General features: G+C 49.6%; 16 protein-coding genes. 11 read left to right on the top strand and 5 right to left on the bottom strand.

Annotated features, from left to right (window positions below):
- Positions 1-25 precede the first annotated feature (25 nt).
- Both DU481_RS05460 and DU481_RS05455 read right to left on the bottom strand, forming a co-directional pair.
- Positions 26-367: a hypothetical protein gene (locus DU481_RS05460; protein ID WP_350113792.1), complete on the bottom strand. Its 342-nt coding sequence runs from the start codon at positions 365-367 to the stop codon at positions 26-28.
- Between the two features lie 133 nt (positions 368-500).
- The gene (locus tag DU481_RS05455) at positions 501-1097 is read right to left on the bottom strand and encodes a Maf family protein (RefSeq protein ID WP_350133237.1); all 597 of its coding nucleotides are present in this window, start codon (positions 1095-1097) and stop codon (positions 501-503) included.
- Positions 1098-1189: 92 nt separating this feature from the next.
- Here DU481_RS05455 and DU481_RS05450 point away from each other — a divergent pair, with 92 nt between their 5' ends.
- The 10 genes from DU481_RS05450 to DU481_RS05405 all read left to right on the top strand — a co-directional run bounded on the left by DU481_RS05450 (position 1190) and on the right by DU481_RS05405 (position 11034).
- Entirely contained in the window at positions 1190-1669 is a 480-nt protein-coding gene (locus DU481_RS05450; protein ID WP_350133236.1) for a YceD family protein, read from the top strand.
- A gap of 18 nt (positions 1670-1687) precedes the next feature.
- Positions 1688-1867, top strand: a complete 180-nt coding sequence (gene rpmF, locus DU481_RS05445; protein WP_013967086.1) for a 50S ribosomal protein L32 — start codon at positions 1688-1690, stop codon at positions 1865-1867.
- A 66-nt stretch (positions 1868-1933) separates the two neighbouring features.
- A complete protein-coding gene (gene plsX / locus DU481_RS05440) occupies positions 1934-2974 on the top strand; it encodes a phosphate acyltransferase PlsX (RefSeq protein WP_350133235.1) in 1041 nt (346 codons plus the stop codon).
- Entirely contained in the window at positions 2974-3930 is a 957-nt protein-coding gene (locus tag DU481_RS05435) for a beta-ketoacyl-ACP synthase III (RefSeq protein ID WP_350133234.1), read from the top strand. The genes plsX and DU481_RS05435 overlap by 1 nt, the downstream gene beginning before the upstream one ends.
- 3 nt (positions 3931-3933) lie before the next feature.
- Positions 3934-4875, top strand: coding sequence for an ACP S-malonyltransferase (fabD, locus tag DU481_RS05430; RefSeq protein WP_350133233.1), 942 nt, complete (start codon positions 3934-3936; stop codon positions 4873-4875).
- A gap of 50 nt (positions 4876-4925) precedes the next feature.
- Positions 4926-5669: a 3-oxoacyl-ACP reductase FabG gene (fabG, locus tag DU481_RS05425; RefSeq protein WP_350133232.1), complete on the top strand. Its 744-nt coding sequence runs from the start codon at positions 4926-4928 to the stop codon at positions 5667-5669.
- A 202-nt stretch (positions 5670-5871) separates the two neighbouring features.
- Complete coding sequence (gene acpP, locus DU481_RS05420; RefSeq protein WP_090316324.1) at positions 5872-6114, top strand: acyl carrier protein; 243 nt, start codon at positions 5872-5874, stop codon at positions 6112-6114.
- Positions 6115-6150: 36 nt separating this feature from the next.
- Positions 6151-7392 (top strand): beta-ketoacyl-ACP synthase II, encoded by a 1242-nt coding sequence (gene fabF, locus DU481_RS05415; RefSeq protein ID WP_090316326.1) that lies wholly within the window; start codon positions 6151-6153, stop codon positions 7390-7392.
- A 16-nt stretch (positions 7393-7408) separates the two neighbouring features.
- A complete protein-coding gene (gene mltG, locus DU481_RS05410; protein WP_350133231.1) occupies positions 7409-8404 on the top strand; it encodes an endolytic transglycosylase MltG in 996 nt (331 codons plus the stop codon).
- Positions 8405-8451: 47 nt separating this feature from the next.
- Positions 8452-11034 carry a glycosyltransferase family 39 protein gene (locus DU481_RS05405; protein WP_350133230.1) on the top strand — a complete coding sequence of 861 codons (2583 nt, stop codon included), beginning with the start codon at positions 8452-8454 and terminating at the stop codon, positions 11032-11034.
- A 21-nt stretch (positions 11035-11055) separates the two neighbouring features.
- Here the strand turns inward: DU481_RS05405 and DU481_RS05400 are convergent, their stop codons facing one another.
- The 3 genes from DU481_RS05400 to pgeF form a co-directional block, all read right to left on the bottom strand.
- Positions 11056-11472: a DUF4019 domain-containing protein gene (locus tag DU481_RS05400; protein WP_121168300.1), complete on the bottom strand. Its 417-nt coding sequence runs from the start codon at positions 11470-11472 to the stop codon at positions 11056-11058.
- Positions 11473-11512: 40 nt separating this feature from the next.
- Complete coding sequence (locus DU481_RS05395) at positions 11513-12322, bottom strand: ZIP family metal transporter (protein ID WP_350133229.1); 810 nt, start codon at positions 12320-12322, stop codon at positions 11513-11515.
- A 71-nt stretch (positions 12323-12393) separates the two neighbouring features.
- The gene (gene pgeF, locus DU481_RS05390; protein ID WP_350133228.1) at positions 12394-13140 is read right to left on the bottom strand and encodes a peptidoglycan editing factor PgeF; all 747 of its coding nucleotides are present in this window, start codon (positions 13138-13140) and stop codon (positions 12394-12396) included.
- Between the two features lie 232 nt (positions 13141-13372).
- Between pgeF and DU481_RS05385 the strand changes: the two genes are divergently transcribed.
- The gene (locus DU481_RS05385; RefSeq protein ID WP_350133227.1) at positions 13373-14533 is read left to right on the top strand and encodes an ankyrin repeat domain-containing protein; all 1161 of its coding nucleotides are present in this window, start codon (positions 13373-13375) and stop codon (positions 14531-14533) included.

The raw sequence follows: 14533 nt of genomic DNA, 5'->3' as shown, positions 1-14533 counted from the left end.
CAAACAATACTTTTTTAAATCTGATTTATAACAAGTGAAGCGCACGCGGAGGACGCAGGGGCAAATCCGGAATTGTCTCGGGAATCAAGGAAGAAATGAATATCGCCATGACTTCCGTCACAATCACACCAGGAATCAAGGGGAAAGAATGAAAGAAAAATGGCTGGTATTGTCCGGCCGAATGCAAGCACAAGTGCGTTGCGGCATCGAGATCAACACCTTCCCACGACACATTATTGCGATGCAGCTCCAAATGAGTCACAGGATCGGCGGACAAGGACTGACGGATATGATCCAGTTCATGAGTAAATACTTCACCTCTGAACGATAAGCTCAATCCATTCGTCAGTATGCTGACAATAAGCATAAAGATGATTGAATAAGCCGAATATTTCCGCATAAAGTATTTAATCTATAAAAAATGAAAATTTCATTTAAGCATAATCATTCCACAGAATGACGCTATTTGCAATTTAGAAGTTTATGAAAGAAATCAAACTTTAAAAAATCTCAACATCTTCAGCCATCAGCATATCCACCAGCGCGATCAGCGGCAATCCGATCAGGCCGTTCGGATCATCCCCGGTCATGCGTTCAATAAGTGCAATCCCCAGCCCTTCGGATTTGGCACTCCCGGCGCAGTGATATGGCTGCTCTTTGCGCAAATAATTTTCAATTTGCTGGTCGCTCAGCGGCCGGAATTTCACGTGATAAGGAATGACACGCGACTGCAAACGATCCGCCGCGCTATTCAGCAGGCATAAAGCGGTATAAAAAACAACCTCTTTACCTCGAACCAGTTGCAATTGTTTTATCGCATTTTCATGATTCAAGGGCTTGCCGAGCGGAATATTTCCCAATGCCGCGACTTGATCGGAGCCAATAATCAAAGCATGCGGATAAATCTTGGCGACAGCACGCGCTTTTGCCTCAGCCAAACGCACGGCTGTTTCTTCGGGAGATTCACCGGGTAGCGGTGTCTCATTAACATCCGGATGTTCCGTTTCAAAGGGGATCTGCAGCCGTTGCAGTAATTCTTTACGATAAATCGAGCTGGATCCCAGGATAATTTGCGGGGTAATGTTTTTTGTTTTCAAAATTTCCTTCTGTAATTTTTGACACTTAGGTTTAAAAAATATAACATGCGCGCCTTATGTCTGATAGGTTAGTCATAGACTCTCTGGATTTTGTGCGTAATGCGGGCAGTCGTCATGGTAAAATCCCGTTGGTTGAGCTTGTGCGCTTACATGATCTGTTATTTGATCAGGAAGGGGAGCTAATCTATCAAATCAGCGGTCAATTCGACAAGAATAAAAGGCCGGGGTTATACGTTGAAATAACCGGAAAAATCCATCTTCATTGTCAGCGTTGTCTTGATAAACTAGTGCATCATATTGATTTACAGACATTCCTGATACTGGCCAAAAATGAAACAGAGCTGAATCTGGCCGATGATGACGATACGATTGATGCAATTTTAGCAGTCCCTGATTTAGATGTTTTTAATTTAATTGAAGATGAAGTGATTCTCAGTTTATCGATCGCATTGTGTCACGCGGATGACGAATGCAGCATGTTTAAACTGAAATCAAACGGTAACGGCTCAGTTGATAAAACACAACCGGCACACCCTTTTGCAGCATTGGCAGCATTAAAAAAGACAAATTGAGTTCAAGGAGTTATTCACATGGCAGTCCAGCAAAATAAAAAATCCCCATCAAAACGCGGCATGCACCGTTCACATGATTTTTTGACCAATCCGCCATTAGCGGTAGAGTCAAGCACGGGAGAAATTCATTTACGCCATCATATCAGCCCTAACGGCTACTATCGCGGCAAAAAAGTGGTTAAAACCAAAAACGATTAAAAACACAATTCCTATTGTTACAGATCGCATCAACTATAGCTTCTTCCAGCCGCAAGAGCACCGAAATTGGATATCACTGTAGCAATAGACTGTATGGGGGGCGATCATGGCCCCCATGTGACCGTTCCATCCGCACTCGAATATTTGCGCCAGGACCCTGAAGCCAATATCATTTTAGTCGGCATTCCCGACGCCATTGAGGCGGAACTGCGCGCCGCTAAGTCCGAGTTTGGCCCAAGAATCCGCTTGCATCCGGCAAGCGAAGTTGTCGGCATGGATGAGTCACCGGCAACCGCCTTGCGCGGCAAAAAAGACTCCTCCATGCGTGTCGCCATAAATCTCGTCAAAACCGGTGAAGCGCAGGCTTGTATCAGCGCTGGCAACACCGGTGCGTTGCTGGCTACTTCCCGGTTTGTCTTAAAAACGATCCCAGGCGTTGACCGCCCGGCGCTAGCGGTGATATTGCCGACCAGTACCGGCCACACTTACGTGTTGGACTTGGGCGCTAATGTCGATTGCACGGCGGAGCACTTATGCCAATTTGGCATCATGGGCGCATCCCTGGTATCCTCGGTAGAGAATAAAGCCTTTCCAAGCGTCGGATTGCTCAATATCGGCGAAGAGGAAATCAAAGGCAATGAAATAGTCAAGCAAGCAGCTGAATTACTGCGCAACAGCGGCCTCAATTTTTATGGCAACGTGGAAGGCAACGATATTTACAAAGGAACCACGGATGTCGTGGTATGCGATGGCTTTGTCGGCAATATCACACTAAAAACCTCCGAAGGCTTGGCTCAAATGCTCGCAGCCTATCTACGTGAGGAATTCAAACGCAATCTGCTGACGAAACTCGCCGGTGTAATCGCGATGCCGGTTATTAACTCCTTTAAGCGCCGCGTTGACCACCGGCGTTATAACGGCGCCAGTTTCCTGGGTTTACGCGGCATCGTGATTAAAAGCCATGGCTCAGCGGACAAATATGCTTTTGGTTTTGCCATCAAGCGCGCCGCCGACGAGGTGCGCGGCGGCATGCTGCGGCGCATTAGTGAGCGGGTAGCTGAGTTCTCCCGTCATTCTCAAACTCCATCTAAAGAAATAATACGATAATGTATTCAAGAATCACTGGAACAGGCAGTTATTTACCGGAGAAAATTCTCACCAATCTTGATCTGGAACGCATGGTGGACACCAGTGATGAATGGATACGCACGCGCACCGGCATCACCCAGCGGCACATTGCCAGTGAGGATCAAGTCGCCAGCGACTTGGCGCTGTATGCGTGTCAAAATGCCATGCAGGCTGCCGGTGTAACCAGTCAGGACATCGATCTCATTATCGTCGCCACTACCACACCGGACATGATTTTCCCGAGCACCGCCTGTATTTTGCAAAACAAGCTGGGCATTGAAAATTGCCCGGCTTTTGATGTGCAAGCGGTTTGCAGCGGCTTTGTTTATGCGCTCGCCACAGCCGATATGTTTGTCAGTTCCGGCAAATGCCGCAATGCATTGGTGGTCGGCAGCGAAATCTATTCGAAAATACTCGACTGGAATGACCGGAGCACTTGTGTTTTATTCGGTGACGGCGCGGGGGCGGTGGTACTTTCGCAAAGCGATCAGCCCGGCATATTATCGACACATCTGCATGCCAGCGGCAGTCACAGCAATATTCTTTCCGCACCGGGCAGCATCAGCGGCGGCAAAGTACAGGGCACGCCTTACATCAATATGGAAGGCAATGCTGTTTTTAAATTCGCCGTCAAGGTTCTGGAAGAAGTCGTGCAGGAAGCGATGGCAAAAAACGATCTGCAATCCACCGATATCGACTGGCTGATTCCGCATCAGGCAAATATCCGGATTATTCAATCAACCGCCAGAAAACTTGGATTGCCGATGGACAAAGTGGTTGTAGCCGTGGACAAGCATGGCAACACCTCCGCCGCTTCCATCCCGCTTGCGCTGGACATGGCTGTGCGTGACGGGCGTATTCAGCGTGATCAATTGGTTTTACTGGAAGGTGTCGGTGGTGGTTTTACATGGGGAGCAGTCTTACTGCGTTGGTGATTTATGAAATTTGCATTTGTATTTCCGGGCCAGGGATCGCAATCCGTCGGCATGATGAATGGGTACACCGATTTACCAATCATTCAGGAAACCTTTCAAGAAGCATCCGATATCCTAAAGCAGGATTTCTGGTCCATGGTCAATAACGGACCGGCGGATGATCTCAATCTCACGATCAATACCCAGCCGCTCATGCTCACTGCAGGAATCGCAGTGTATCGCGCTTGGGAAAGTCTTGGCGGGGAAAAACCAGCCTATCTGGCCGGACATAGCCTGGGTGAATATTCTGCATTGGTTGCATCCGAAGCGTTGAGTTTTGCCGATGCCTTGGCATTGGTGCATTTTCGCGCGCAAGCCATGCAACAAGCGGTGCCGGAAGGTGTTGGCGGCATGGCGGCGATTTTGGGAATGGATGATGAAATCATCGAAACCATCTGCCGTGACATTACAAACCAAAACAGTGAAGAATCGCTTGAACCCGCCAACTTTAATTCACCGGGGCAAATCGTCATTGCCGGGCATAAGAATGCCATTTTGCAGGGAATCGAAATGGCCAAATCAAAGGGAGCAAAACGCGCCATCATGCTGCCCATGAGCATCCCGTCGCACTGTTCACTGATGAAACCGGCGGCTGACAGTATGCGGCAGCAGTTAGCGCATGTGCCCTTGCAATCGCCCCGCATCCCGATTCTGCATAATGCCGATGTAAAAACGCATACTGATACCGCGGATATCAAAGAAATTCTGATTCGCCAGCTCACCAGCCCGGTACGCTGGGTGGATACCATCAAAGCACTCGCCGCTAACGGTATTACGCATGTCGTCGAATGCGGCCCGGGAAAAGTATTGGCCGGACTTAACAAACGCATTGACCCAAACCTGCAACAGCTGTCGCTGGCAGATGGTGAAGCCATCAAACAAGCGATTAACCATTTAAGGACATAGCATTACAATGAACATTCGTAACACATTATCATGGCTCGATTTAAGGAGGTATGGTTTTGGAAAATAAGATAACTTTGATCACAGGCGCAAGCCGGGGTATCGGGCAAGCCATCGCAATCAAAATGGGACAATCGGGCGCTGTCGTGATTGGAACTGCAACCACGGAAAACGGTGCTGGTGCGATCAATCAATATTTGGAAAAATTCGGTATCAAGGGAATGGGGGTCGCTTTAAACGTAAACGATGCTGAGCAAATCAACCACACTCTCCAAACCATCCGGGAAAAATTCGGTGAAGTGGAAATACTGGTTAATAACGCCGGCATCACGCGGGACAATTTATTGGTGCGCATGAAAGACGAGGAATGGGACGATATATTGGAAACCGATTTAAAATCAGTATTCCGCTTAAGCCGTGCGGTTCTCCGTGCCATGATGAAAGCCCGCTACGGCCGCATTATCAACATTTCCTCTGTTGTCGGCGCTATGGGTAACCTGGGCCAGACCAATTATGCCGCCGCAAAAGCGGGGATATTCGGATTCAGCAAATCATTGGCGCGTGAAGTGGGCAGCCGTAATATTACTGTCAACTGTGTTGCCCCCGGTTTCATCGATACCGACATGACCCGCGCACTGGCTGATGAATTCCAGCAGAGCTTGATTCAACACGTTCCACTGGGGCGATTAGGCCGTCCGGAAGAAGTCGCCTCGGCTGTCGCATTCTTGGCGTCGTCTGCGGCGGGCTACATCACAGGCACAACACTTCACGTCAATGGCGGCATGTATATGGATTAACACAGAAACGGAATAGATTGATTCAATCGGATCGTAAAATCAGATTAATCACAAAACAATCACAAAAAGTTCTTTATAATGCGCCACCTAATTAAAAACTTAAATAGGAAGTTATGTGCCCGCAGTCATGTTTTGGTTTTGCTGGCATACAAAATTTGTTAGAATGGCACGCATTTTTCTTACCTGAAAAGGAAATACCTAGATGGAAAATATTGAGCAGCGTATTAAAAAAATTGTAGCTGAACAACTTGGTGTTAATGAAGCAGAAGTCAAAAACGAATCGTCTTTCGTCAACGATCTGGGAGCGGATTCACTCGATACGGTTGAATTGGTCATGGCATTGGAAGAAGAATTCGAATGTGAAATTCCAGATGAGCAAGCTGAAAAAATAAATACCGTCCAGGAAGCGATTGATTACGTCACCGCCAACACCAGCGCCAGTTAGTATTTTGTTTTTCAAGAACAAGTAAGCGGAGTTATTTTGTCCAAACGCAGGGTAGTCGTTACCGGATTGGGTATTGTGTCGCCAGTAGGCAGCACAGTATCCAGCGCATGGGAGGACATCATCTCAGGAAAATCCGGTATCACCCGGATAACCCGTTTTGATGCATCGAGTTTTGCTTCACAAATTGCAGGCGAAGTAAAAGATTTCGATATTCACCAATATCTTTCTGTAAAAGAAGCGCGCCGCATGGATGTTTTTATCCATTACGGCATGGCCGCGGCGATTCAAGCCGTCAAAGATGCGGGTATCGATGATATCTCCCGCCTTGATGCGGAAAAAATCGGCGTCAATATCGGTTCCGGCATCGGCGGCTTGCCGATGATCGAAAATACCGATACGGCGTACCATGCAGGTGGACCGCGCAAAATTTCCCCGTTCTTTATTCCCAGTACTATTATCAATATGATCGCGGGTAATTTATCCATCATGTATGGCTATAAAGGACCCAACATCGCGATCGTAACCGCTTGTACCACGGCCACGCATAGCATCGGCAATTCAGCCCGTATGATCGAGTACGGTGATGCCGATGTCATGGTGTGCGGCGGCGCGGAGTCCTGTGTAACGCCGCTTGCCATCGGCGGATTTGCCGCGGCCAAAGCATTATCCGGAAACAATGACAATCCGGAAACTGCCAGCCGTCCTTGGGATGTCGACCGCGATGGTTTTGTTCTGGGCGAAGGTGCAGGCGTACTGGTACTGGAAGAACTGGAGCATGCCAAACGGCGCGGCGCGAAGATTTATGCGGAATTGGCCGGTTTTGGCATGAGCGCGGATGCATTCCACATGACCGCTCCTTGTGACGATGGCGAGGGCGCTGCACGCTGTATGACCAATGCGCTCAAGAATGCGGGCATCAATACTACCGAAGTCGATTACATCAATGCACATGGCACATCCACTCCGTTGGGTGATATTGCCGAAACCATTGCAGTCAAACGCTGCTTCGGTGAACACAGCAGTAAACTGGCGGTTAGCTCAACGAAATCAATGACCGGGCACTTGCTCGGCGCAGCCGGTGGCGTGGAGGCGGTTTTCTCCGTACTCGCGATCCATCAGCACATTGCGCCGCCGACCATCAACTTGGTCAATCAAGATCCGCAGTGTGATCTGGATTTCATTCCCAATACCGCACGGGACATGAATATCAAAGTTGCGCTATCCAATTCCTTCGGGTTTGGAGGGACTAACGGAACGCTCGTTTTCCGTAGCGTATAAACATCATCTGTGGCGCATGCACACGCTGAAACGCCTCCTGTTCTATGCGTTTTTCATAACCATCCTGCTCATCGGATGGTTTTATCTTCATGTTCATTCCAGTATCACACTGCCGGTCAAACCGTATGAATTTTCTATCCGGCATGGCAGCAACCTGAAACAAACTGCCCAGCAACTGGCCGACGCCGGTGTCATCCACACCAAATGGTCTTTAATCCTGTTGGCGCGTTACTTGAACCTGGAATCCGCCATCAAGGCCGGAGACTATCTGCTGACCGAGAATATCACCCAGATTGCGCTGTTAAACTATTTGACCAAAGGCGATGCCAAGCAGCATGAAATCAGAATTCTTGAAGGCTCGACGTTTGCACAGCTGCGAAAAGCATTGAATGAACATCCAGCCATACAAAATCATACGGCCGGACTCAGTGACCCGGAAATTTTACGCTTGATCGGGGCAGCTGAAAGTGCTGCCGAAGGATTGTTCTTTCCCGATACCTATTTTTTTGTGCGTGACAGCAGCGATATCGAAATCTTGCAGCGCGCCTATCGCACCATGCAGAATCACTTGCAAACCAGCTGGGAGTCGCGCGCCGGATCTTTGCCGTTAACCTCGCCGTATGAAGCGCTCATTCTAGCTTCGATCATTGAAAAAGAAACCGGCTTGGAGAGTGACCGCGCTGAAATAGCCGGCGTATTTACCAACCGGCTGCGCAAAGGGATGCGGTTACAAACGGATCCCACTATTATCTATGGCATGGGCGAGCAGTTTAACGGTAATTTGCGCAAACAAGATCTGCTTGCGGATCAGGAATACAACACATATACTCGCGCAGGTTTGCCACCCACTCCGATTGCCCTGCCCAGTCTGGCTTCCATTCGCGCGGCAGTGAATCCGGCTGAAACGGATGCGCTGTATTTTGTGGCAAAAGGCAATGGAGAATCGCAATTCTCCACCAATCTGGCAGACCATAATAAAGCGGTAAATAAATACCAGAAGCTACAAAAATAAAATCATGCCGCCAATCACCACGCCTCAATGTTAATCTGTGGAACTACATGACTCAATTTTCGATTGTAGTACCCACATTAAATGAAGCCGGGAATATTAATTTACTGTTAACTCGCTTATCCGCACTTAGCTTTTCCCCGGATAGCTTTGAAGTTATTTTCGTTGATGATGGTTCTACCGATGGCGCACCGGACAAAGTGCGCGCATGGAGAAATCAGTCTAACGTCCGTCTCATTGAGCGCCGCGATAAACCCGATCTGACCGCTGCGACTCTCGCCGGTATAGCCGCAGCCAAAAGTGATGTCATTGTCGTCATGGATGCCGATCTGAGTCACCCTCCAGAACAACTACCGACAATTGTTACGCCGGTTCTGAACGGAAACTGCGATGTCGTGATCGGCAGCCGCTATGTAGCCGGTGGTAGTACGGAAAACTGGCCGCTGTACCGGCAATTATTATCTCGCGCTGGCAGCTGGATTGCCCGCCCGCTGTGCGATGTGAACGATGCCACCTCGGGTTTCTTTGCCTTCCGCCGTGAATTGGCTGCCAGCATTTCCAATCATGCGCGCAGTTACAAAATCCTGCTCGAATTGCTCATGGCCAATCAGGGGAAGCTGCGCGTCACGGAGGTGCCGATTTGTTTCCGCGACCACGCGCAAGGCACTTTCAAATTATCATTGTCGCACCAGCAAGCCTATATTCAACGCCTGATCACTCTGGCCGGCGGCACAGCCACACTGAATACCGCCGGACGTTTCGCCGCGGTTGGGTTATTCGGCGCATTAATTGACGCCGTCGTTTTCCAGTGGATGATCAGCCGTGACGCCGGACTTGCACTGGCTCACTTCATCAGTTTCTTCGTCGCCGCGGTCACCAACTATACGTTCAATTCAAAGTGGTCATTCCGTGAGCATCATGCAGGTTATCTCAAATGGCATCAATTCGGCCGTTTCCTGACTGTCGGCGCGCTGGCATTATTATTGCGCGGCGGTGTCCTGGCCCTGCTGGTTTATGTGTGGCATATACCACCTTTATTAGCCATATTTCCCGCTATCGTGGCCACTGCAGCCGTCAATTACCTGGGCTCGGCTTTTTATGTATTCCCCAGCGAGAAAGATTTGCCTTCGGTGGATATACGTTGGCGCACCGCAGCGATCGGCATCGTACTGTTTGCCATATTGTTGCGCCTGGTTTATTTCGGCCTGGCGCAGCTCATACCGGATGAAACGTATTACTGGCAGTATGCGCAGCACATGGACCTGAGTTTCTATGATCACCCGCCCATGGTGGCGTGGTTAATCTGGTTTGGCACCGCTATTGCCGGTAATAATGAATTTGGCGTACGCATTGGCGCACTGCTGTGCGGCTCAATCACTTTGGGTTATTTGTACGCGCTGGCGCAGAATCTGTACGACAAATCCACCGCGATGCGCACATTATTATTGCTGGCCATTCTACCGCTGGGATTTGGTTCCGGTCTGCTCATGACACCTGACGCACCGTTGGTCGCCGCCTGGGCTGCCACGCTGTACTACATGGAACGCACGCTGGTTGCCGGTCAACGCACCGCTTGGCTAGGCATGGGAATCGCTTTTGGCGCCGGATTATTATCCAAATATACGATTGGATTACTCGGTATCGCAGCGCTGGTGTTTGTCATCCTAGATCCAACAGCGCGGCGCTGGATGCAACGTTCTCATCCTTATCTGGCGTCATTGCTGGCGTTATTACTTTTTTCACCGGTCATTATCTGGAACTATGAGAATGACTGGGCATCGTTTGCCTTTCAATCGAACCAGCTGCTGACGGATGGTCATGAATTCGCCGTGCATTTTTTAATTTTTCACATTTTGGTGTTGCTTACCCCGATCGGCTTTGCTGCGGCACTGCTCGCCTTGTTCTCGAATAAACCCTCTGAGGATCGGCCATTCGAACGCAGACGTCAGTTATTTGTACAGATCTTCACCGGCGTTCCACTTTGTATTTTTTTCATCATCAGCACTTTTGAAACACCGCGTTTTCATTGGACCGGTCCGATCTGGCTCGCGGTTTTACCCGCCATCGCTTGGATGATCGGCCAAACGGATCAAGTCAGCGCCTTTGCCAGGCGGATTCAAGCCAGCTGGCGATTGACCATCATCAGCTGCATTTTTGTGTATGCTTTCGTGTTGCACTACGTGGTACTGGGAATACCGGGTATGCCTTATCATATGTTCACGGAACATTACTTCTGGCGGGAGACGGCGGGTGAAATCAAGCAAATTGCCGCGGAAGTGAAGCACCAAACCGGCCAGGAACCGATTATTGTCGGCATGAGCAAATGGTCTGTTGCCAGCGCGTTATATTTTTATACACACGGCGATGATCCCTTGGATATCCGTTCACGTAACATGTTTGGCGACAGCGGCGCCATGTACGAATACTGGCTGCCTTCGCAGGAAGCGGCTGACCGCCCTATCATCCAAGTGGGCATGAAACGCCGCCATTTGGAAAGAACCCGCACAAAAAATGATATTAACCACATGCTGGATCGCCCCGGCCCTATCGAATACCGGGTCATCGAACGCTACGGCACGCCGGTGCGGCGTGTCTATTACCGGATTTCCCAGGGATTCAAGGGAGTCAGCTGATCCGGGATACAGCGAAATCCCTTATTTGGCCTCATAATCGGCAATTTGCCAGGTGTCATCTTTTGCTTTTGCCAGCGTAATGGTCTCCAATGCCAGACCATTCTCCCCGAAAGTAGTGTAAAACTGCAGCACAACATACTCTCCGTCGGGAAATCCCGATAGCGACTTGGTCGCACCCGCGGTTGCAATATAACGCGCGGTTATTGCGCCACGCGGCGCTCTGATCGCAGTGATCGATTTAATCCACGCGCCTTCGGAAGTTTTCCCCTTGAATAGCGGCGATGCGTTCTCCCAGCTATCTTTATAATCGCCACTATCCACCAGCTTTAACCATGCGCGCGCGCTGCTTTCAACTTTCTCGAGAAGACTATTGTCCTCTTGCGCATACCCGGTGCTGGTACAAAAAAGCAGCAATAACAGCATAATGAATCGTTTCATTGTTGAATACCTTGTCAGTAAAGTTTCTTTGAACATAGCATCAATCATGCGGGAAAAACCCTCCCATGATCCAGATCGAAGCGATCCCCAGTAAAATCAATGTTACTTGTTGAATGGTCGCATGAATCTCCGGGCGCTTATGCAAGCCGGGAATCAAATCCGACATCGCCACATAAATCATACTCGCCGAAGCGATCGCCAGTAACGGCTGCACCAGAAAATTCATGTTATGCAACATGAAATAAGCCAGCACACCACCCACGAGCGTGGCAAAACTGGATAGCAGGTTCATCAAGAATGCCATGCGGCGCGTATATCCGGAATTCAGCAGAATAATAAAATCGCCCGCTTCCTGCGGGATTTCATGGGCGATAATCGCAATCGATGTCACGATTCCCAATTGCACATCCACCATGAATGCAGCCGCGATCAAAATGCCATCGACAAAATTATGGAAAGTATCCCCGACAATCACCATCATTCCGCTGCGTCCATGATCGTGCTCGTGGTGACCGGCAGCGGATGAAACCGCAGCGACCGGCGCGTGTGATAGATCATGCGCTTCGCAATCTTCCAAATGGCAATGACGCCACAGCACCAGCTTTTCCAGGATAAAAAAGACCAAAATGCCGAGCAATACGATGAGCGTTATTTGCTTTGGATCGTCCGAATGTTCAAGCGCTTCGGGTAGAGTATTCAGAAAAGCAGCGCCCAGTAAGGCGCCGATGGCATACGATACCAGCATGGAAAGCCACGATACCCGGGCATTGAGTGCAAGTATTGCGGCAAACAGTAAACTCAATATTCCGCCCAGTAAGCTGGCAGTTATGATCCAGGTCAGCGTCGACATAAAACCAATGACAAAAGAAAGGCCGGATTATACGCTGTTACAATCTAATAAATTAACAAGTTAAAGAATTTTTACGCCAGCCAGATTAAGGCCGCCATGCGACCGGTCTGACCATCCCGGCGGTAGGAAAAAAAACGCGCTGGGTCGCTATAAGTGCAAACGCCGCCGCCGTAAATTTCCGTGACACCCGCACTGATCAATCGCTGCCGCGCCAGCAGAAAAATATCCGCCAGCCATTTCTTTTCATACTGACTGTTTGTGGGCACAAAGGCTTGCGCCGCTTGCGCGTCATGCCGAACAAAAGTGTCATAAACATCCTTGCCGACTTCAAAATGATCCGGACCGATCGCTGGTCCCAGCCAAGCCATCAACTTATGCTGATCCACTTGCATTGCAGCAATGGATTGTTCGATGACTCCGCCAGCCAGTCCGCGCCATCCGGCATGCACAATACCCACCGTGGTTCCTGCCGTGTCGCAAAGAAACACCGGTAAGCAATCCGCCACCATGACCGCGCACACAGTGCCTGACTCGCGGCTGAGAACGGCGTCGCCTTCCGGCGTTGCCGCTTCGGCATGATCGATCCAGATCGGTGAGGTGCCATGCACTTGTTTCAACCATTTCGGCTCATTCGGCAAATGGCGGCGCAGTAAAGCGCGATTGCGCGTCACATGCGTGACATCATCATTGACATGCGCTCCCAAATTCAACGAAGCGTAGATGTCATTCTCACCCCGGCTGACACCGCCATTGCGGGTTGTAAACAACGCTTTCACATTGGCTGGCGCCGACCAATCCGGGATTATCCAATCATTCATAGAGATCTACCAATTGTTAACTACCGCGAGTGAATTCATACTATCTTTTACTGATAAAAATAAAGCTTATCTTAACCAGTCAATTAGAACGAAGAAAAAACATTTCTGGGTTAAAATACCGGCCATGAAAATCAACGATCCAACATCAGTGCAAGAAGCATTGATCAGTTTACCCCGAAATTAAATCCTGAAAATCGATCACTACAATACAAGCCCGTTATAGGTGTCATAGATGAATTATATAAAAAACTTTGTAAATTTTACGCGCGCATTCATTATTTTCCCGGTCATCGCAGCGCTATTGACCATTTCTGCCGCCAACGCTTCTTCCGATGATGAAGCCGAATTTCTTAAAGCGGCATTCTCCGGACAACCGGAAAACCTCAAGCAGTTACTGGATAAGGGAGTCAACGTCAATTACCAGAATGACAAGGGATTCAGTGCGCTGATCGTGGCTTCGCAATACGGGCACGCCGACAACGTCAACTTGTTGCTGGACAAGAACGCCGATGTCAATCTGAAAAATGCCGGTGGCGCGACCGCACTGATCATTGCCGCCAAAAACGGGCATGCGGATGTAGTCAACGCATTGCTGGCAAAAGGCGCGCAAATCAATGCACAGACAACGGATGGCATCACCGCCTTGATGCTGGCGATTCAGAAAGGTCATGAAACCATCGCCAATACGCTGCTGGAAAAAGGCGCGGATATTCATTTGCAAACGCAGGACAAGCTAACCGCCTTGATCATTGCCGCCATGGACGGCAGAGCCGGCATGGTCGACACACTGCTGGAAAAAGGCGCACAAATCGATGCACAGGCCGCCGACAATACCACCGCGCTGTATATGGCAGCCAGAAACGGCCATACCGCGATTGTCAAAACGTTACTGGCGAAGAATGCGCCGGTCGATATCGTGGCAATCAACGATACGACGCCACTCTACATCGCCGCACAGAACGGACACGGTGAAATTGTCGATGCATTGCTGGCAAAAGGCGCCAAAACGAACGTGCAGGATAAAAACGGCGCAACACCGCTCACGCTGGCAGCGTTGATCGGGCACGCCGATGTGGTCAAAGCCTTGATCAAACATGGCGCCAAAGTCGATCATCAAGCCACCAACGGATTCACACCGCTGATTCTGGCCGCGCAAAACGGCCATACGCCGGTCATTGAGATATTGCTGGAAAATGGCGCGAAAATCGATCTGCAAAACGACGATGGCATAACTGCCCTGATGTGGGCTGCGTTACACGATCATGCGGATACGGTGAAAGTACTGTTGGCCAAAGGCGCTAACCCGAAAATCAAAAGTAAAACCGAAAAAACCGCAGCTGAAATAGCCAAAGATCCTGCCATCATTGAGCTGCTGCAAGCCGCTGTGAAGTAG

The organism is Nitrosomonas sp., from assembly GCF_040240425.1.
Classification (GTDB): domain Bacteria; phylum Pseudomonadota; class Gammaproteobacteria; order Burkholderiales; family Nitrosomonadaceae; genus Nitrosomonas.
Note: the sequence above shows the minus strand (reverse complement) of the source record. Positions and strands in the feature narration are given on the sequence as shown.